Below are 17,481 nucleotides of genomic sequence, written 5' to 3' on the forward strand. Positions count from 1 at the left end.
CCTATAAGCCTTTGGGCGTGCGAGAAAACATGAGAGAAAAGAATGGGGAAATCACTCCTCCCTGAAGGCGCCGTACTTCTTGGGGTCGTAGAAGGGAGGAGTAACCGTTACCGCTTTCCTGAGCTTGCCCCTTATCTCGACCTCGATTTCCACGCTCGGTTTCGCGTATTCCGGCTTCACGAAGGCTATTCCAATCCCTATGCCGAGGAGTGGTGAGAGGGTTCCGCTCGTTACCTCGCCTATGAGCTCGCCGTTCGCGTAGACTTTATACCCTTCCCTCGGAATTCCCCTGTCGACCATCTTGAAGTGCACCATCTTGCTCGGAAGGCCTCTCTCCTTCTGCTTCAGCAGGGCTTCTTTCCCTATGAACTCCTTGTCCCAGAATATTGCGAACTCAAGGTTGGCCTGGAGAGGGGTTACCTCGTCGATGTCGGTGCTGAGGAGTTGCTTTTCTTTGGTCTCGTTTCCGTAGAGGGTGTAGCCGGCCTCAAGGCGGAGGGTATCTCTCGCTCCCAGTCCAGCGGGCTTTATGCCGTACTTCTCTCCGGCCTCAAGGATGGTCTTCCAGACGTGGAGGGCCTTCTCCGGCTCGCTCCTCTTGGCCGGATCCGGGTGGTACGGGTTGGCGTCCTCGAAGTAGACCTCGAAGCCGTTCTCGCCCGTGTAGCCGCTCCTCGAGAGGAGCATCTTTATCCCGTCGAGCTCGACCTCCTTCGCCTGGAACCACCAGAGGTCATTGATGTCAATTCCGAAGAGGTCTTTGGCGAGGTCTCTAGCTTTAGGCCCCTGTATTGAAAACATCGCCATGTCGTAGGTCTTGTTCTCTATCTCAAGGTCTATCTCGCCGAACTTCTCTATTCCGCGCTTTATCGCGTTGAACCATGCGTCGAGCTTCTCGAAAGCGTCGCTGTCACAGACCATCATGTAGGTGTCGTTCCCGAGGTTGAAGACAAGCGTCTCGTCCTTAACTGCGCCTCTCTCGTTGAGGACGAGGGTGTAGGTTCCGCTTATTGCGGGAGGCTTCCTTATGTCGTTGGTTGTGACGTACTGGAGGAACTCCAAGGCGTCTTTACCGCGGAAGAAGATTTCCCCCATGTGGGAGACGTCGAAGATTCCGACGCCGTTTCTGACAGCCAGATGCTCCTCCTTTATGCTTGAATACCAGATGGGCATCTCCCAGCCCGCGAACTCCTCAACCTTCTTCGCGTGCTTTTTATGCCAGTCGAAGATGTGAACCCTCTTGACCATAGACATCACCGTTAAAACTTCTGTCTGGCCGTTATAACCCTTTTCACTCCACGTGCCTTATGGCCTCTGCCGGGTTCAGCTTCGCTGCCTTCTTGGCCGGATAAATGCTGGCGAGGAGGCCCACTATCACGGTGACCCCGAAGGCGACAGCGACTACTCTTGCGTCGACGACCGGGCCCGGGAGTCCGGGAGTCTTTGCCCTTAACAGTCCAACGACTATCTCCGCCATCAGAACGCCGAACCCAAAGCCTATGATTCCCCCGATCAGGGTCATCATCATGCCCTCAAGGAGTATCATCTCAAGGACGAACCTCTTCTTGGCCCCAAGGGCCCTGTAGGTTCCAATCTCCCTCGTCCTCTCCATGACCGATGTGAGGAGCGTGTTTATCACGCCCAATGCACCGACGAAGAGTGCTATGCTCCCTATGCCGATGAGGAGGTTGTTCAGCATCGTCTCTATCTGGACGACGACCTCTATGCCCTGGCTCTCGGTTATAACAGTGGCACTCGGGAGGATTTTCTGAACCTGTTCCTTAACCTGGTTCACAAAGGAGACATCATCCACCCAGAGCTCGATGAAGCTTACCTGCCCCTGCTCGCTGTACATCCTCTGCAGGGTTCCCAGGGGGACGAAGACGCTGGTGTCTATGAAGCCTCCTATGACGCTCTCTCCGCTCTCCTGGAAGTTTCCGGAGACCTTAAACTCCCAGGCCCTTCCGTTCTCGTCGTATATCTTTATCGTCTGGCCCGGGAGTATCTCCCAGTTCAGATAACCCCCACCCTCCTTCTGAACCCTCCCGTTCGCCAGGGAATAGCCAAGGAGGGCTTTGAAGCGGGAACCCTGCGGTATAAACTGGCCCCTCTGGAGCTGTGGCCCGGTGAGGGCGTAGAACCTCTGGGCGTCCCTAGGGATTATCCCCATAACGGTAACGGGTATCTCCCAGCCCCTGTATTCCATCACCGTGAACTTGACGAGCACGGGATTTACGGCCTCGACGTGGTTTATCTTTCTCAGCTCGTCAACGACGCTCTCGTTGAGGGTGTTCGTCCCGATGGTCCATATCGAGGCCCCCATGCCCGGAAGGACTATTACGACGTTGCTTGTGCTCTGCAGGGTTCTGCTTATGGAGAGCTGGAAGCCCTCGGCTATCGAAACGAGGGCCGTTATTGAGGCTATCGCGATGATTATGCCGAGCATTGTGAAGAATGTCCTTATCTTCCTCCTGTGGAGGTTCCTGAAGGCTATCTTCAGTATCTCCCTATCCACGCCTCAGCCTCCAGGCTATGAGTATCACCAGGACGAAAAGCGCGCCGGCTATGTAGTAGTAGTCGTACTTCCTTCTGGCCGAGATGTTGGCCGGTAGCTGGAGGCTTATGGTCTGGTTGAAACTCGTAAAGCTCCCGTTTATCGTCATATAGGTAACTTTAACGACTATCGGGTAACGGCCCGCGCTGACGGTTGAGTTCAGAACCACGAAGTTCACGCTGTCGTAGTCCATTGACTCGACGCTACCGACGTAGCGCTCGCCGAGGGGGAAGAGGCTTAAAACCGGGGAGCTTACCGATACGGTTACGCCCCTCGCCGGTGCCTTCCCGTCGTTCGCGACGTCAATCTCGAAGTTGTACTTTCCGTCGCTTATCCAGACGTTGCCGATGTAGACCTTAAGCCTCGGTCTTCCCTCGACCTGCACTCCAAAGGTTGCTTCCTCTTTGTAGGAGACGCTGTTCTCGTCCTCGTAGGTTATCACAGCGTAGAGGGGGTAAACCCCCGTCGGGACCTCCTTGACGGCGAAGACCAGAACCCCTTCACCGGTTCCGTTCACGGGTAGCTCGTCGAAGTAGATGACGCTCTGCTTTCTGATTGGGTATATGCTGGCCTGCTCCTCCGTCTCCCCTGTTGGAAAGAGGGTGTATGTCTGCCTTCCCTCCTTCGGCTTAGTTGGTAGGAGCTCGACCCTGACGTGATATGCAGGAGCGTTGCCGGCGTTTCTTACCTTCAGGAGAACGGTGAAGTTCGATGCAGGCTCTACCGGGTTGGGCTCGGTTGTGAAGTTCTCGATTACCACCTTTGGCCTCATGATGTCGTTTACGGGTATCCCGATCTCAAACTCCTCTCTCTTGGTGACCCCGTTCTCATCGCTGTACTCGACGCTGATGTAGAGCGGATAAACGTCGGGCTTTATGGCCTTCGAGGCTATGAGCGTGAAGTGAAGCGTCTTCTCGTGGCCTGGCTGGAGCATTCCGGTGTACTGGATGGGTCCCTGGCGGTAGGATGCGAAGGGTATCTCCCTTTCAAATGTGGGCACGTTAACCGTCGGGAGGAGAACCATCTGGACGTTCTCCTGTCCCTGCAGGTAGGACTTCGAGTAGAGGTAGACCTTAACGTATCTCGCCACCCTGTTCCCGATGTTCTCCACGGTGACGTTGAGCTGGAAGGGTCCACCGACCTCGACGGGCGAGAAGCTGACGTTTTTCACAATAACCACGGTGCCTTCGACTATCGAGTAGGTTATGTACTTGGGCACGAGTATCTTCATCGTGGCGCTATCGTTGGTGATGTTGTATATCAGTATGTCCGTGCTGTACCATAAATGGGCCCCCTTTCCAAAGTAGGCGTAGTCAGTAGTTCCGTTCCTGTGGTAGCGCATCAAAACGCTCTCGTTTTTGATTTCAAGCACCGAGAGCTGGAGAGGGCCGTAGGAAAAGGTGGTGTTCTCGTGGGCGACACCGTAGAAGACAGTTGCGGGCTTTGAGTAGACCGCCACGAGAGCCCTCGGGCTGTTCGAGAGGGGGTTCTCTATGTATATCAGCGAGACCTTTATATCCTCGTAGGGGTAGCTCTCGCCGGGAGATAGGGAGAAAGTCTCCCTCCTGAAGTTCCTGTTGTCCCTTATCTCAAAGAGAACCAGCGGTGGCCATGTGTTCGGGTTGTAGAGGAAGTTGACGACGGTTATAGTGTAGTTGCCGATTATTACGGACTCTCCTAGTCCCAGGTAGCCCTGGAATGTCTTCATGTAGTCCGGCTCGGCAAGAGATGAGGCGTGAACGGGGGGAATCAGGGTGAGCAGGACTATCAGGATGACCACGAGCCTCTTCAAAGTTCTTTCACCTCGTAGAGCTTTCCGTCCCTTATCCTCAAAACCCTATCGGCCTTTTTTGCCACATCCATATCGTGGGTGACCACAACGAAGGTAATGTTTCTTTCCCTGTTGAGCCTCAGCATGAGGTTCACTATCTCCTCCGAGGACTTGGTGTCGAGGTTTCCAGTTGGCTCGTCCGCAAGAACGATGCTCGGCTCGTTTGCCAGAGCTCTAGCTATCGCAACCCTCTGCTGTTGCCCACCGCTCATCTCGTTTGGTTTGTGCTCCTCCATCTCGGGAATGCCGACCATCCTGAGGAGCTCTCTGGCTCTCTCGACCCTCTTCTTCGGCGGAACTCCCGCGAGGATCATCGGTAGTTCGACGTTCTCAAGGGCCGTGAGGATTGGGATGAGGTTGTAGTGCTGGAACACGAAGCCTATCTTCCTCAGCCTTATCTCGCTCAACTCGTCATCGTCGAGACCTACAACGGGGATGCCGTCTATGAACACCTCTCCGGAGTCAGGAACGTCGAGGAGCCCGAGTATGTTGAGGAGCGTCGTCTTACCGCTCCCGCTCGGCCCGATTATCGCCACGAAGTCCCCTTCGTAGACCTCTATGCTCGCTCCCCTGAGGGCGTGAACCCTTACCCCCTTGCCCATCCTGTAAACCTTGTGGAGGTTGATCGCCCTCAGCACTGCTTTCTTCATCTCCATCGCCCATACTTCCAGAAAACCCTAATATAGTTTCCTGCCGTATTATCCCATGGTGGGCTCCATGTTCGAGAGGGTTCTCTACCCCACGGACTTTTCGGACGTTTCCCTTCACGCGCTCAGGCACTGCATCCCCGAGCTCTTCAAGCTCGGCGCCAGGGAACTCCATCTGATTCACGTCATCGACATAACAGTGACGGAGTTCGAGGCCTTTGAGCTTGAGGGAGTCTTCAGGGAGAAGCTGGAGGACATAGCCAGGGAACTGAGGGAGATGGGCATCAACGTGAAGACCCACGTCACCATAGGGATACCCTCCATAGAGATTGCAGAGACCGCCCAGAGGGAGAACGTTGACCTCATCGTGACCCCAAGCATAGGGGAGAACGCCTGGAGGCAGATGTTCATGGGGAGCACGGCCTCAAACCTCGCGAGAACAACGAAGAAGCCAGTACTTCTCCTCAAATACGTCAGGGAGGGGGAGTCCTTTAAGTTGCCGGTCGAGTGCTCCGGCCTCTTCAGGAAGCCCCTCGTGGCGGTTGACTTCTCGAAGTGCTCCCTGAGGGTTGCCCAGGTGGTCAAAAGGTTCCTTGAGCACGTTGAGAGCGGAGTACTCCTTCACTCTGTCGACTACGGAGGGATAAAGGAGCTGGAGCACAACATAGAGGTCGCCAAGAAGAACCTGGAGAAGCTCTCTCGCGGGCTTGACGGTAAGTTCAGCCTTGAGGTTATGGTGGGCACCGCCAGTCAGGCGATAATAGGAACCGCCCTGGCGAAGGGTGCTACCCTCATAGTGCTGGGCAAGAAGGGCAGGAGCGTTCTCAAGGATCTAATCCTCGGCTCAACGGCTGAGAGGGTCATAAGGGACTCCAAACTGCCGGTGCTCCTCGTTCCATGTGACTAGCCTCAGACTGGAACGGCTTCCTCATCAACTCGGTAGCTACCCTGTTGGCATCATCGGCCTCTCCTTCTTTTTCCCCACGTTTTATAAAGCTACTCCCTCTTGCTCTCCCCGGTCATCACGGCCGAGGCTATCATGTGGGCCAGCCTGAGGGGCTCCGGAATGAGACCACTTCTGGTGGTCACCCTGACTATCTCCCGCGCGGTTTTCTCGTCAACTCCAATTGCCTGGAGGTAGAGCTTTTCCGGGATGACCTCCACGAGGGGCGGGGCCTTCCTTATGAGCCCTATCCTCTCCACTGCATCAGGAAAGTGCTTTCTCAGGGCGCTCTCCATGGCATCTACGTCCGGCCTCTTCCTCACAACGACGACGACTGGCAGTCCAGTCTCTCTGTAAAGCCTCTCGACATCGACTACGTTGAAGCCCGCGTAGGTTATGCCTTTCAGGAGGATTACGCGGAGGTCTTTGAAGCGGGACTCGGTGACGGCGCTGATCATCGCCTCGGTTGCATCTTTCCCGTCCACAGTTATCCAGCGGGCCAGGACTCCAACTACCTCAACCGCTCCTTTCATCACGACCCCGATGAGAATCGTTTTACCGCGGATGAGCTTTGAAGAAAAGGAAAAAGTGCCGTCGTCAAAGCCCACAACCCTTATCTGGGGCTTGACCTTCCGTATCATCCGAAAAGCACCCTCGCCATCCACTCCGAGTACTCCCTGTTGAGCTTGTCGAGGTCTATCCTTGCAATCATCGGGACATCATAGGGGTGGAGCTCAAGCAAGGCATCCCTGAGCTCCTTCCACTTACTGACCTCTGTCTTGAGGATTGCCCCGACTTCCTTTTCCTCCTCAATCTTACCCTCCCACCAGTACATCGCTTCGTGCTCTCTGAGGTTTGCGCAGACTATGAGCTTCCTCTTGAGGAGCTCCCTCACAACTTTCCTTGCGCTCTCCCAGTCCGGGAAGGTCGTGTAAACGATTATCGCCTCCATAGGCCATCCCCCAGTTGGTAGGCGGGTAAAGCTTAAATCACTTGTGGAATAAACTCGCCGGGGTGTGGTATGGAGAGGGTAAGGGCCCATCTGAGGATATACGGTAGGGTTCAGGGAGTTGGTTTCAGGTGGAGCATGCAGAGGGAAGCTAGAAAGCTCGGGGTGAGTGGCTGGGTTAGGAACCTTCCGGATGGAAGCGTCGAGGCCGTCATAGAGGGCGATCCCGAGAGGGTGGAGGCACTAATTGGCTGGGCACATCAGGGACCGCCTCTGGCGAGGGTGACGAGGGTAAAGGTGGAGTGGGAAGAACCGGAGGGACTTGAGGGCTTCAGGGTGATCGGGTAGTCAGCTTGTCGAGGAGAATCCTCTTCGGGCAGTACTTGACCTCACAGTAGTTGCAGACCAGCTTTTCCTTCTCCTTCTCCGGCGTGTGCAGTATGAGCTTCTGGAAGCCCCTTATCTCCTTTATCTTGGCGAAGGTCTCAACCGGCAGGGTTCCGTCTATGACGATGAATATTTTGCTGGGCTCTTCCCTGAGGTTCCTTCCGAAGATTTCCATAACAGGGACACTGTTCTTTGCTATTAGCGTCATCACATCGCCGAAGGCACTCTCGTAGAAGCCCTTCTCCACCTCTATCTCAAGGACTTCCCAGCCCATGAGCGGTGCCACGTTTATCAGTCCCGGGAGAGGGCTGAGCTTCTGGAATATCAGCCTTAGCGGGTACGTCTTCTCGATGTATTCAATCGTGTGGTAGATTATCTTCCTGTTGACGCCTATGGCCCTGGCCAGCTCGCTTATCGGTATCTCGACGTTCTTCAGGTATATCTTGCCGTTCCTCACGCTGAGCCCGTTCTCGAAGAGGAACTCGGCGACCTTCTTTCTGGCGGGGTAATTCTTGAAGTAGGCCTCAAGTATAAGCATCATTTTTGTTCACCTCTTACTCATTTATGGGTAGGAGTGAATATTTAAATCTTTCCCCGGCAAAGGTTATAACGACCGGCGTCTACTGGTATGGGGGGATGAGCATGCTGGACGTCATCGGTATGGGAAACCTCAACTACGACATAATATTCCTCCTCGACAGGTTTCCCGAGTTCCACGAGAAGGTCGTTGCCAGAGATGCCCACTTTGGCCTCGGCGGTGCTGCCGGAAACACGATAAGCTGGCTGGCCACCTTTGGCCTCAGAACAGGTTTCATCGGGGTCGTTGGAGATGATGAGATAGGGAGGGCCCACCTCAACTACTTCAAGTCCCTGGGCGTTGACACCCGGGGGATTGACGTTGTGAGCCTTCCCTCAGGAGTTGCAGTTGCGATGGTTCATGGGGACGACAAGAGGATAGTCAAACACTTGGGAGCCAATTCCCTCAGGAGGTTCAAGCCCGATTATGCGCGCGAGGCGAGGTTTCTCCACCTGTCCTCGAATCCGCCGGAGCTCATAGAAGAGGCCGTCCGCTTCGCGAACACCGAGGGAATAAGGATTTCCGTTGACATCGGCGAGGCGACCGTTCCCCGGGATGTGGAGGGAATGATAGACTACCTCTTGATGAACGAGGACGAGTACCGCAGGAAGTACGGCTCCCTTGACCCGTTCCTCAGCAACGCCAAAAACCTGATAATAACCCTCAACGGTGGCGGTGCAATCGTCAGGGCGGGAAAAGAGGTGAGGGAAGTCAGGGGGCTGAGCGCGGAGGTCGTTGACTCTACAGGAGCAGGCGATTCCTTCGATGCCGGCGTCATATACGGCCTCTTAAAGGGGTGGTCGCTCTTCGACTCAGCGAAGCTCGGAATGTTGCTGGCCTATCTCACCGTCCAGAAGGTCGGCGCTAGGAGCGCGATAGTTCCCCTTGAGAGGGTTAAGGAGGAGGCCGATGAGCTGGGGCTTGAGCTCCCGTGGTGACAGGAAAATCCTTAAAAGCCAACGGCCTAAAAGCCTTAGAGAGTCCAAAAGTCCTTAGGGTGGAGGTGAAGCTCTTGGAGATTGTCATTGATAACTTCAAACCGAAGATTACCCGGCCCTTCAAGAGGAAGAACGAGTACTGGGTAAAGCTAATCCTCCAAAACGGAGAGGAGTACATTATGAAGTTCAAAACGCCACTGGAAGCAGAGGATGCAGTATACGGCATGCTTGATGACCTCCAGGTCTATGGAGGAAAGGTCAAGCTCAAACTGAGGGAGGGGAACGTCATAGAGGATATAGAGGTCATAGAACTCTACAAACCCTCTGCCAAGGAACTGCTTAATGAATACTTTAGCGATTGACGCCCTTTTCTGTTCATCATAGTTGTCATTTTGACAGGAAAGGTATATATAACCGTTGAGACATAGACTTCTATTGGGGTTTGTCCGTTAAGGATTCCTTCGAATTCTCGGAGGTCGTCGCAGTGGCGAGGAGGAAGAACAAAGAACTCATCGAAATCGCACGGGACATCGGCGGTGAGGAGGCCGTTGAGGTAGTTAAGGCTCTCGAAAAGGTCAAGGAGGCAACCGACGAAGAGCTCGCAGAGAAGACCGGGATAAGGATTAACACCGTCAGGAGAATCCTCTACGCCCTCAACGACCAGGGGCTCGCTGACTTCAAGAGAATCAGAGACCCGGAAACCGGCTGGTATTACTACTACTGGCGACTTGAGACCAAGAAGTTGCCCGAGATTATACGGGCCAAGAAGATGGCCGAGCTCAAGAAGCTCAAGGAGATGCTGGAGGAGGAAACCAGCGAAATCTACTACTGGTGTGGCACTGAGGGGCATCCAAGGCTCACCTTTGACGAGGCCATGGAATACGAGTTCCAGTGCCCGATATGTGGCAAGATGCTCATGCAGTACGACAACACCAAGATAGTCGAGGAGCTGAAGGAGCGCATAGCCAAGCTGGAGGAGGAACTCGGCCTGAGAAAGAAGCCCAAGAAGTCCCGCTCAAAGAAGGGCAAAAAGAAGGAATCCTGAGGGTGAACGGCCTCTTAATGAACTTCGGGGATGGTTTGAATGAGGGAAGTTGTTATTCTGGAGAAGGTTTACGGTGACAGGAGCGGTTTTTCAAAGCTCGATAGAAAGCTCAGAGCGCTCATCGGAGACCTTGAGGTGGAGTGGAAGCTCTCAGCCGTTAAGAAGAACTGGGTCAGGATTACCCTCAACGGCGAGGACGAGGAGGTAAGCGCGAACCTTGTCAGGCAGGAGTTCGGGGAAGTTCCCTACAAACTGAGCGCGGTGGAAGCTGGCAAATCTTACCGGGGGCGCTTTACTGACCTCGGAAAGGTGGGCTACGGGGCCTACGTGGACATTGGGATATTCAGCCCCAGGCCAAAGGACGCACTCCTTCCCCTCTACTACCTCAAGGAGCAGTTCGGTGATATTCCCGTCAGGCAGATGATAAGGAAGTTCGGCTGGGTTGACAACCTGCCGGTTGATGTCAGGGTCACGGAGGTTGAGTTCGGGGCGAGGGAAGTGGAGGTTGCCTTCACGGAAAGCCAGCTGAAGCGCATAAAGTCGTGGATCAGCGATGGCCTAGACAAGCTTTTCGTAACGGGGACGATAAGCGAGAAAGTCGAGGAGGCCCTCGTGAAAACCGGCCACGGAAGGGACGTCAAGAGGATGGAGGAGCTCGGCCTCATGGAGACCCTGCTCGTCCTCAAGAAGGGCACTCAAGCTCCCGGCATAATAAAGGCCCTTGGCCCACACCTGAAGGGGGCCCTCTTCGGGGCAATAAAGTTCGGGGACTAAGAGAGCGAATGGATAGCCCTCGGAACGAGGAGGGCCAGAAAGAGGTAGGCATAGTGGGCACCGCAGAGGCCGGCTGAAGTCAGTATGATGAAAACGACCGAGAGAAGCGTTAGGAATGCAGTCGGCCCCTTCATCCTGAACCCTTTTTTCCAGCCGGTGGAGAGGTAGGCAACCACCAAGAGGGGGAGTGCTGACTCCTTCGCGAACTCAAGGGCCGGAAAGCCAACCTGAGGAAGCCCGAGCCACAGGGGAAACTGCTCGGCAAGGGCGACGGCTCCCAGAATGACGAGGAGCAGGTAGAGTGCGTTTCTCTTCATCCTCTTCGGGAAGGTGGCCACGAAGACCAGCGGGAGCAGGAGGAAGAGGGGGTTGAAGATGGAGGCAAAGAGGGTTGCGATGGCCATCAGGAGGATGTGGAAGCTCCCCGATTCGGGGGAGAAAGCGGAGTTAACGGCTATTGCTAGAACAGTTAGGAGGGCCGTTACCGCGAGAGCGGAGACGTCCAGAGATGAAATTGCATCCCTCAGGAGGGGGGCCGTAAAGGCCGAGCCGAAGGCTATGAAGCCCAGCTCCCTCTCCCTCTTGGGGGCGGTGTAAAAGAAGAGCCCGGTCGCGGTTATTATTAGGACCCAGTGTGCAAACCAGAGGTTCTCTTCCACAGGGGGAACGAGTGAGAAGGCCTTTCCCAGGAAGGCTTCAAGCGGGGTTTCCGGGCCTGCCCCGGCCCAGACCTCAAGTCCCCTCAAGAAGAGAGGGCCGAAGCTGTCCGGGATTGGTGATGGCTTGGAGAGCGCGAGCCACGTGAAGACCAGCGCCCCCGACAGGGTAAAGAACTTTGCCGTGTGATCTCTGGAGCTGGCGAAGGAGGCCAGGAAGAGAAGGAACACCCCGAGGAACAGCAGGCCGAAGATTGCAAGTGAATTCGCTGAGGGGCTCCAGAGTCCGGCAAAGGCCCTCTCGGTTAGGTAGATGTTATCCTCCGTTCCGGTAATAATTACCGTGCCGTTGAGAACTATTATCGAGGGCGAAAAGGAGAGGGAAGTCGGAAGACCCGTCCTGTTCCAGAGTCTTGCTATCTCGGGGTTGTCCTTAACGTTCCCGACGAGAACCCTTACTCCGTTTCCCCTCTTTTTTACTAGGCCCAGCTTGGAGTCAACGTAGTGGGCCCACCCCTTTGACCAGTAGTCCTCTCCCGGAATGACGGTATAGGTGGAGTTCGAGGAGAGAAAGGCCTCAAAAGCCTCCCTGTTCGGATAGTAGTGTACCCCCGTGGCAGAAACGTGGGGGACGAAAAGCAGCAACAGGAGCAAAGCCGTGAGGGCCCTTTTCATGCTCTCCCTCCCTCAACGTAGCCTGGCCCAGCACGGCCCCATCGCCTCGGGACTTCCCGGCCTGAGCCGTGCCGGAGAAAATAGGAGAAAAGAGCTTAAGGGCTTTTCGTTTTGAGGGGATTACTCCTCCCCAGAATCCTCGCCCTTCAGTTCCTTGAGCCTCTCGACGAGCCTCTTCGCCAACTCCATGAAAGCCTTTGCCGCTGGAGTATCTCCGTATAAGACTATTGGTATTCCCGTGTCGCTTGCCTCTCTCGCCTTTAGGTCTATTGGGATTTCTCCCAAAAACTCAACGCCCTCCTTCTCGGCGAGCTTTCTTCCACCGCCCTTTCCAAAGACATCAATCTCATTCCCGCAGTACGGGCAGATTAGATAGCTCATGTTCTCAACGACAGTTATGTAGGGAACCTCCATCTTCTTCATCATGTTAACTGCCTTCCCTGTGTCGAGCAGAGCTACCTCCTGGGGAGTTGTGACAATTATGGCCGCATCAAGCTGAACGTTCTGAACAACTGTGAGTATTTCATCCCCGGTTCCGGGCGGGAAGTCGATTATCATAAAGTCCAGCTCGCCCCACTTAACATCGCCGAGGAGCTGTTTTATTGCCTTGGTCACGAGTGCCCCACGCCAGATTACGGGCTGGTCCTCTGGAACTAGAAAACCCATGCTCATTACCTTTATCGGGGTCACCTGACCCATGAAGTCTGCCATCGGTGGGAGCATCTCGAAGCGTCCGTCCTCCATCCTCTCGGCCAGAACGTCGGCCTTCTCGACGCCGAGCATCTTGGCGACGTTCGGCCCGTGTATGTCTGCATCCAGCACTCCGACGAAGTATCCCATCTTCGCCAGTGCTGTGGCGAGGTTTACAGCGACAGTGCTCTTTCCAACACCGCCCTTACCGCTTAAAACCGCTATCTTGTACTTCCACTTGGTCTGCTTCTCCTTTATCCTCTGTTCGAGGGGGTCTGCGCCCAGTCCGCCTATGTTGAGGGTCGGAGCTTTGATAGTCATAAAACCACCTCCGACTTAGGTTTACCTAAGCGCTTAAAAATGTTTAGAAAGTTGGTAACAGTACCCAATTATGGGAAATGATGGAAAAGAAAAGGTCACTCCCCGGGCTTGGGGAGGTATACGTCAACACCAAGAACCTTCCACATGGCCTTGATCTGCTCCCTGAGCTCGTCTATTGCCTCGGGCCTCTTGAAGAGGTGCTTGAACCTGCCCTGCAACTTGAGGTACTCCTCGATGGGCTTCTTGAACTCTATTGCCACTACCTTTCCTCCCTCGCGCTTGACCTTAGCACCTCCTCCCGGTGACTGTATCTTGATGTTGAAGAAGTCGCCGTTTTCAATCTCGAAGAGTGGCCACATTCCGGTCTCGATAGCTAAGCGGGCTATCTCAACGCCCTTCTCAAGCGGGCTCTTCCATCCGGTCGGGCAGGTGCAGTGAACCTGCACGAAGGCTGGGCCATCGACCTTTGCTGCCTTCTTCATCTTCCTGACAAAGTCGAAGGCGTTCCCTATACTAGCCGTTGCCACGTAGGGTATCTGGTGGGCCGCAGCGATTAAAGCCACCCACTTCTTGGGCTTGTCCTCACCGATGGAGTACTTTCCGGGCGGTGAAGTTGTTGTCCAGGCACCATAGGGGGTTGAGCTTGAGCGCTGGATTCCTGTGTTCATGTAGGCCTCGTTGTCGTACATTAAATAGACCACGTTGTGGCGCCTCTCGAGCATACCGCTTAAAGCCTGAAGGCCTATATCAGCGGTACCGCCGTCACCGCCTATCGCCAGTATCTTACCCTTCCTGCCGAGCTTCTTCCAGGCAGCTTCAACACCGCTGGCTGCCGCGGCGGCGTTCTCGAAAGCCACGTGAACCCACGGGGCCTTCCAGGCGGTGTACGGGAATACCGCCGAAACAACCTCCATACATCCCGTTGCCTGGGCTATGGCGAAGGCGTTTGGATCGCCGTACTTCTCCTCCATGGCCTCGCTGAAGGCCTTGGTGGCGAGCTTGAGAGCGGTGGCACAACCGCAGCCGGCACAGGCGGCGTGTCCGGGTGCCCAGTACTCGCGAGTGGTAATCGGGGGTTTCCTAACGGCCATCTTCCTCACCTCACAGTATCTCCTTCCTCAGGCCGATCCAGTTAACCTCATCAAACTCCTCTCCGGCGAGGGCTTTCTTGCTGATCTCAAGGACTTCGTCAAGGTTCTTGAAGGTGACGTCCCTGCCGCCGAGGCCGAGGATGAAGTCTATCAGTATGGGCTTCTCCTTGCAGTTTACGAGGGCCCTGCTGAAGTCCTGGAAGAGCGCTCCGCCGACGCTGAAGGTGACGTTCTTCTCCAGTAAAGCAAGAACCTTCGCCTTCTTGGCCAGCTCGCGAACCTCCTCAACGGGGAACGGCCTGTAAACGGTGAGCTTCGCGGCACCGGCCTTGATTCCCTTCTCGCGGAGGTGGTCGACGTACTCCTTGACGGTTCCGGCGAGGGAACCCATTGTGACGAAGATTATCTCAGCATCGTCAGTTCTGTACTCCTCCACCTTGCTGTACTTCCTACCAAAGCGCTTCTCGAACTCCTCAAAGACCTCGTCGATGACCTTCTTGGCGTTCTCGTTGGCTTCCCAGACGGTGTATCTTGCCTCCATGTAGTGGGCCGGGAAGGCAAGTGTACCCTGGGTTATCGGTCTGGCCGGGTCGAGGTAGGCGTGCTTGGGAACGTACTCGCCGAGGAACTCGTCGACGACCTCCTGGTCGGGAATCTCAACAGGTTCGACCGTGTGGGTCAATATGAACGCGTCGAAGCCGACCATTGCCGGGAGGAGAACCCTCTCGTCTTCAGCGACTTTGAAGGCTATTAGGATTAAATCGAGTGCCTCCTGGTTGTTTTCAGCGTAGAACTGGAGCCATCCGGTGTCACGCTGGCTTATGCTGTCCTGCCAGTCGTTCCAGATGTTGATTGGAGCGCTGAGTGAGCGGTTTCCAATGGCCATAACTATGGGGAGGCGCATTCCTGCGGCGATGAAGAGAACCTCGTGCATCAGAGCCAGACCCTGTGATGCCGTTGCCGTGAAGGTTCTAACTCCAGCCGCTGAAGCTCCAACACAGGCAGAGATAGCTGAGTGCTCGCTCTCGACCTTTATGAACTCGGCGTCGAGCTCGCCGTTCGCCACGAACTCACTTATCTTCTCGGGAATGAGGGTCGAGGGCGTAATCGGGAACGCGGCTATAACTTTCGGCTTGGCAAGCTTTGCCGCCCAGGCAGCCGCTTCGTTGGCCTTCATAACGGTCCTTATCGGCATCTTCCACCACCTCACTTCGTCTCCCTAACCATAACTATTGCATCGGTCGGGCATTCGTTGGCGCAGATTCCGCAACCCTTACAGTAGTCGTAGTCGAAGACCGGGTAGTTCTCCTCGTCGAGGTAGATAGCCGGCTCTGGACAGTAGATGTAGCAGAGGTAGCACCTAACGCACTTGTCGCGGTTGAACTCGGGCATAAAGACTCTCCAGCTTCCCGTCTTGTTGACGACGCTGCTTCCCGGGATGTAGGCTATTGCTCCGGGTGTCATCTTTTCGCTGTACTCCTTCTTCACCCTCTCGATGTCCGCCTTAAACGGGCTCTCAGCCATGTATATCACCTCTGGTGAGTTATCAACTTGAAACTTAAATTTTGCGTGGACAAAAATGAAAGGTCAGCCAAAGACCTCAGCGAGCTTCTTCAGCTTCTCCCACTCGTGGTTGACCCACTGCTGGAGTATCTCAACGTCTTCCCTGGTCATGTACTTGAAGCGACCCTGCAGTTTAAGGAACTCCTCAATCGGCTTCGGCTCCTTCCTCGGATTGGGCATGTTTATTCTGTATTTCCCGTTCTCGTACTCGAAGAGCGGGAAGTAAGCCGTCTGGACGGCAAGCCTTGCTATTTCGATGCTCTTGTCGGTCGGACTTCTCCATCCGGTCGGGCACGGGCTGAAGAGCTGGATGAAGCTCGGACCGGGTATCTTTCTGGCCTTCCTGAGCTTCCTTATGAAGTCCTCTGGATAGGCAACGCTGGCAGTTGCCGCGTAGGGAACCTCGTGGGCTATGACGATGTCTATGACCTTCTTCTTGTGTCTCTTCTCCAGAAAGTGCCTCTTTCCACCAGGTGTGTTCGTCGTCCAGGCTCCGTAGGGGGTAGAACCGCTCCTCTGGATTCCTGTGTTCATGTAGGCCTCGTTGTCGTACATGATGTAGAGGGCGTCGTGTCCTCTCTCAAGGAATCCGCTTAATGCCTGTAGCCCTATGTCCGCTGTTCCACCGTCGCCGGCCCAGCCGACGACCATAACACCGTCGTCGCCCTTGACCTTGTACCCGAGGGCCTTTAAAGCGGCTTCAATTCCGCTTATGACTGCTCCTGTGGTCTCGAAGGCCGTGTGGAAGAGATTGGCATCGAGGGTGTTGTAGGGCCAGGCACCGGCTATGATTGTTGAACAGCAGGCCGGGATGACAACTATGGTCTTCCTCCCGTAGGCCTTGAGGACGTATCTCAAGCCGAGGGAAGCGCCACAGCCCTGGCAGGCTGTATGGCCGGCATAGAAGTGCTCCTCCGCGGGGAGGGTGAGTCTTTTCTTAACGCTCTCGGGAATCTCCATCTCTCTCACCTCTTGAGGTGGAACCACTCAACCTCTCTATCGAGCTTTCCGCTCTCTATTATCGCCTTCATGTTCTCCGCTATGGCCTTGACGTCTCTGACCGTGAAGTCCCTTCCACCGAGTCCGACGATGTAGTTCTTCATTATCGGCCTTGCTCCGGTGTTGTAGAGCGCTCCTTTGGCCTCGTTGAAGAGTATGCCCTCCTGCCCGAAGGAGAAGTTCCTGTCCAGAACGGCTATTCCCTTGACCTTCTCGGCTATCTCAAGCAGTTCCTCCTTCGGGAACGGGCGGAACCACCTCACCTTCGCGTAGCCGACCCTGTAGCCCTCGCTCCTCAAGAGGTCAACTGCCTCCTTTACCGTTCCCATCAGCGAGCCCATTCCCATGAAGACGAAGTCTGCATCGTCCACGTAGCCCTTCTCTATCATGTCGCTGTAGTCCCTTCCAAAGCGCTCTCCGAACTCTTTACCAACCTCTTTGATGACCTTTTTGGCGTCTTCGTGGGCCTTGGCCAGCTTGTAGCGGAACTCATAGTAGTCGTTTGGAGTGGCCAGAGCGCCAACAGCTATCGGGTTGTCGAAGTCGGTGAGCGTGTAGAGGGGCTTCCTCGGCGGGAGGAACTCGTCAACGAGCTCCTGAGGAATCATCTCGACGACGTCGTAGGTGTGGCTCAGTATGAACGCGCTCTCGACGACCATTACCGGAACGTTAACAGTCTCGGCTACCTTAAAGGCCATCAGAACTCCGTCGTAAACCTCCTGGTTGTTTTCAGCGTAGAACTGCATCCAGCCCGTGTCGCGCTGGGCCAAGCTGTCGGTCTGGTCGTCCCAGACGCTCCAGGGGGGAGCCATGGCACGGTTGACGTCAACCATAACTATCG

Annotated in this window: 20 protein-coding genes; 6 read left to right on the forward strand and 14 right to left on the reverse strand. The window is 55.1% G+C overall.

Going from position 1 to position 17,481, the window contains the following annotated elements:
* Nucleotides 1-51: 51 nt before the first annotated feature.
* From gcvT to MVC73_RS01550, 4 genes are read right to left on the reverse strand one after another with little or no spacing between them, the layout of a single operon-like run.
* Nucleotides 52-1,248: a glycine cleavage system aminomethyltransferase GcvT gene (gene gcvT / locus MVC73_RS01535; RefSeq protein WP_297506260.1), complete on the reverse strand. Its 1,197-nt coding sequence runs from the start codon at nt 1,246-1,248 to the stop codon at nt 52-54.
* 43 nt (nt 1,249-1,291) lie between these two features.
* A complete protein-coding gene (locus MVC73_RS01540; RefSeq protein WP_297506214.1) occupies nt 1,292-2,515 on the reverse strand; it encodes an ABC transporter permease in 1,224 nt (407 codons plus the stop codon).
* Complete coding sequence (locus MVC73_RS01545) at nt 2,508-4,346, reverse strand: hypothetical protein (protein ID WP_297506215.1); 1,839 nt, start codon at nt 4,344-4,346, stop codon at nt 2,508-2,510. The genes MVC73_RS01540 and MVC73_RS01545 overlap by 8 nt, the downstream gene beginning before the upstream one ends.
* Nucleotides 4,343-5,041 carry an ABC transporter ATP-binding protein gene (locus MVC73_RS01550; RefSeq protein ID WP_297506216.1) on the reverse strand — a complete coding sequence of 233 codons (699 nt, stop codon included), beginning with the start codon at nt 5,039-5,041 and terminating at the stop codon, nt 4,343-4,345. Before MVC73_RS01550 ends, MVC73_RS01545 begins: the two co-directional genes overlap by 4 nt.
* A 61-nt stretch (nt 5,042-5,102) precedes the next feature.
* On the opposite strand from MVC73_RS01550, the gene MVC73_RS01555 reads away from it, so the two are divergent.
* Nucleotides 5,103-5,939, forward strand: a complete 837-nt coding sequence (locus MVC73_RS01555) for a universal stress protein (protein ID WP_297506262.1) — start codon at nt 5,103-5,105, stop codon at nt 5,937-5,939.
* 89 nt (nt 5,940-6,028) lie between these two features.
* On the opposite strand, the gene MVC73_RS01560 is transcribed toward MVC73_RS01555, so the two are convergent.
* The gene (locus tag MVC73_RS01560) at nt 6,029-6,616 is read right to left on the reverse strand and encodes a DUF99 family protein (RefSeq protein ID WP_297506218.1); all 588 of its coding nucleotides are present in this window, start codon (nt 6,614-6,616) and stop codon (nt 6,029-6,031) included.
* Complete coding sequence (gene cutA / locus MVC73_RS01565; RefSeq protein ID WP_297506219.1) at nt 6,613-6,927, reverse strand: divalent-cation tolerance protein CutA; 315 nt, start codon at nt 6,925-6,927, stop codon at nt 6,613-6,615. Before cutA ends, MVC73_RS01560 begins: the two co-directional genes overlap by 4 nt.
* A gap of 69 nt (nt 6,928-6,996) precedes the next feature.
* Here cutA and MVC73_RS01570 point away from each other — a divergent pair, with 69 nt between their 5' ends.
* A complete protein-coding gene (locus tag MVC73_RS01570) occupies nt 6,997-7,272 on the forward strand; it encodes an acylphosphatase (protein ID WP_297506221.1) in 276 nt (91 codons plus the stop codon).
* On the opposite strand, the gene MVC73_RS01575 is transcribed toward MVC73_RS01570, so the two are convergent.
* The gene (locus MVC73_RS01575) at nt 7,256-7,852 is read right to left on the reverse strand and encodes a regulator of amino acid metabolism, contains ACT domain protein (RefSeq protein ID WP_297506223.1); all 597 of its coding nucleotides are present in this window, start codon (nt 7,850-7,852) and stop codon (nt 7,256-7,258) included. The two genes, MVC73_RS01570 and MVC73_RS01575, sit on opposite strands and share 17 nt — an antisense overlap.
* A 101-nt stretch (nt 7,853-7,953) precedes the next feature.
* Here MVC73_RS01575 and MVC73_RS01580 point away from each other — a divergent pair, with 101 nt between their 5' ends.
* The 4 genes from MVC73_RS01580 to MVC73_RS01595 all read left to right on the forward strand — a co-directional run bounded on the left by MVC73_RS01580 (nt 7,954) and on the right by MVC73_RS01595 (nt 10,645).
* Nucleotides 7,954-8,826, forward strand: a complete 873-nt coding sequence (locus MVC73_RS01580) for an ADP-dependent ribose-1-phosphate kinase (protein WP_297506264.1) — start codon at nt 7,954-7,956, stop codon at nt 8,824-8,826.
* A 74-nt stretch (nt 8,827-8,900) separates the two neighbouring features.
* Nucleotides 8,901-9,188: a hypothetical protein gene (locus MVC73_RS01585; RefSeq protein WP_297506225.1), complete on the forward strand. Its 288-nt coding sequence runs from the start codon at nt 8,901-8,903 to the stop codon at nt 9,186-9,188.
* A gap of 122 nt (nt 9,189-9,310) precedes the next feature.
* Nucleotides 9,311-9,871 (forward strand): transcription factor E, encoded by a 561-nt coding sequence (gene tfe / locus MVC73_RS01590; protein WP_297506227.1) that lies wholly within the window; start codon nt 9,311-9,313, stop codon nt 9,869-9,871.
* A gap of 39 nt (nt 9,872-9,910) precedes the next feature.
* Entirely contained in the window at nt 9,911-10,645 is a 735-nt protein-coding gene (locus tag MVC73_RS01595; protein ID WP_297506229.1) for a DUF2110 family protein, read from the forward strand.
* Here the strand turns inward: MVC73_RS01595 and MVC73_RS01600 are convergent.
* From MVC73_RS01600 to porA (MVC73_RS01630), 7 genes are all read right to left on the reverse strand, one after another.
* On the reverse strand, nt 10,642-11,976 hold the full coding sequence (locus MVC73_RS01600; protein ID WP_297506231.1) for a hypothetical protein: 1,335 nt from the start codon (nt 11,974-11,976) through the stop codon (nt 10,642-10,644). The two genes, MVC73_RS01595 and MVC73_RS01600, sit on opposite strands and share 4 nt — an antisense overlap.
* Before the next feature lie 120 nt (nt 11,977-12,096).
* Nucleotides 12,097-12,987 (reverse strand): Mrp/NBP35 family ATP-binding protein, encoded by an 891-nt coding sequence (locus tag MVC73_RS01605; RefSeq protein ID WP_297506233.1) that lies wholly within the window; start codon nt 12,985-12,987, stop codon nt 12,097-12,099.
* 95 nt (nt 12,988-13,082) lie between these two features.
* The gene (gene porB / locus MVC73_RS01610; RefSeq protein WP_297506235.1) at nt 13,083-14,078 is read right to left on the reverse strand and encodes a pyruvate synthase subunit PorB; all 996 of its coding nucleotides are present in this window, start codon (nt 14,076-14,078) and stop codon (nt 13,083-13,085) included.
* 10 nt (nt 14,079-14,088) lie between these two features.
* On the reverse strand, nt 14,089-15,273 hold the full coding sequence (porA, locus tag MVC73_RS01615; RefSeq protein ID WP_297506237.1) for a pyruvate synthase subunit PorA: 1,185 nt from the start codon (nt 15,271-15,273) through the stop codon (nt 14,089-14,091).
* An 11-nt stretch (nt 15,274-15,284) separates the two neighbouring features.
* Nucleotides 15,285-15,602, reverse strand: a complete 318-nt coding sequence (porD, locus tag MVC73_RS01620; RefSeq protein ID WP_297506239.1) for a pyruvate synthase subunit PorD — start codon at nt 15,600-15,602, stop codon at nt 15,285-15,287.
* Nucleotides 15,603-15,665: 63 nt separating this feature from the next.
* A complete protein-coding gene (locus MVC73_RS01625; protein WP_297506241.1) occupies nt 15,666-16,601 on the reverse strand; it encodes a 3-methyl-2-oxobutanoate dehydrogenase subunit beta in 936 nt (311 codons plus the stop codon).
* Nucleotides 16,602-16,606: 5 nt separating this feature from the next.
* A partial coding sequence (gene porA / locus MVC73_RS01630; protein WP_297506243.1) for a pyruvate ferredoxin oxidoreductase occupies nt 16,607-17,481 on the reverse strand: 875 nt, incomplete at its 5' end.

Origin of the sequence: Thermococcus sp. (assembly GCF_027052235.1) — an archaeon.
Lineage (GTDB): Archaea > Methanobacteriota_B > Thermococci > Thermococcales > Thermococcaceae > Thermococcus.

Coding starts and splice junctions, on each gene's coding strand:
- MVC73_RS01555 (WP_297506262.1), top strand. CDS start 5,103: ATGTTCGAGAGGGTTCTCTACCCCACGGACTTTTCGGACGTTTCCCTT.
- porB (WP_297506235.1), bottom strand. CDS start 14,078: ATGGCCGTTAGGAAACCCCCGATTACCACTCGCGAGTACTGGGCACCC.
- MVC73_RS01550 (WP_297506216.1), bottom strand. CDS start 5,041: ATGGAGATGAAGAAAGCAGTGCTGAGGGCGATCAACCTCCACAAGGTT.
- cutA (WP_297506219.1), bottom strand. CDS start 6,927: ATGGAGGCGATAATCGTTTACACGACCTTCCCGGACTGGGAGAGCGCA.
- MVC73_RS01560 (WP_297506218.1), bottom strand. CDS start 6,616: ATGATACGGAAGGTCAAGCCCCAGATAAGGGTTGTGGGCTTTGACGAC.
- MVC73_RS01575 (WP_297506223.1), bottom strand. CDS start 7,852: ATGATGCTTATACTTGAGGCCTACTTCAAGAATTACCCCGCCAGAAAG.
- MVC73_RS01595 (WP_297506229.1), top strand. CDS start 9,911: ATGAGGGAAGTTGTTATTCTGGAGAAGGTTTACGGTGACAGGAGCGGT.
- MVC73_RS01605 (WP_297506233.1), bottom strand. CDS start 12,987: ATGACTATCAAAGCTCCGACCCTCAACATAGGCGGACTGGGCGCAGAC.
- MVC73_RS01580 (WP_297506264.1), top strand. CDS start 7,954: ATGCTGGACGTCATCGGTATGGGAAACCTCAACTACGACATAATATTC.
- MVC73_RS01600 (WP_297506231.1), bottom strand. CDS start 11,976: ATGAAAAGGGCCCTCACGGCTTTGCTCCTGTTGCTGCTTTTCGTCCCC.
- MVC73_RS01625 (WP_297506241.1), bottom strand. CDS start 16,601: ATGGAGATTCCCGAGAGCGTTAAGAAAAGACTCACCCTCCCCGCGGAG.
- porA (WP_297506237.1), bottom strand. CDS start 15,273: ATGCCGATAAGGACCGTTATGAAGGCCAACGAAGCGGCTGCCTGGGCG.
- porD (WP_297506239.1), bottom strand. CDS start 15,602: ATGGCTGAGAGCCCGTTTAAGGCGGACATCGAGAGGGTGAAGAAGGAG.
- MVC73_RS01570 (WP_297506221.1), top strand. CDS start 6,997: ATGGAGAGGGTAAGGGCCCATCTGAGGATATACGGTAGGGTTCAGGGA.
- gcvT (WP_297506260.1), bottom strand. CDS start 1,248: ATGGTCAAGAGGGTTCACATCTTCGACTGGCATAAAAAGCACGCGAAG.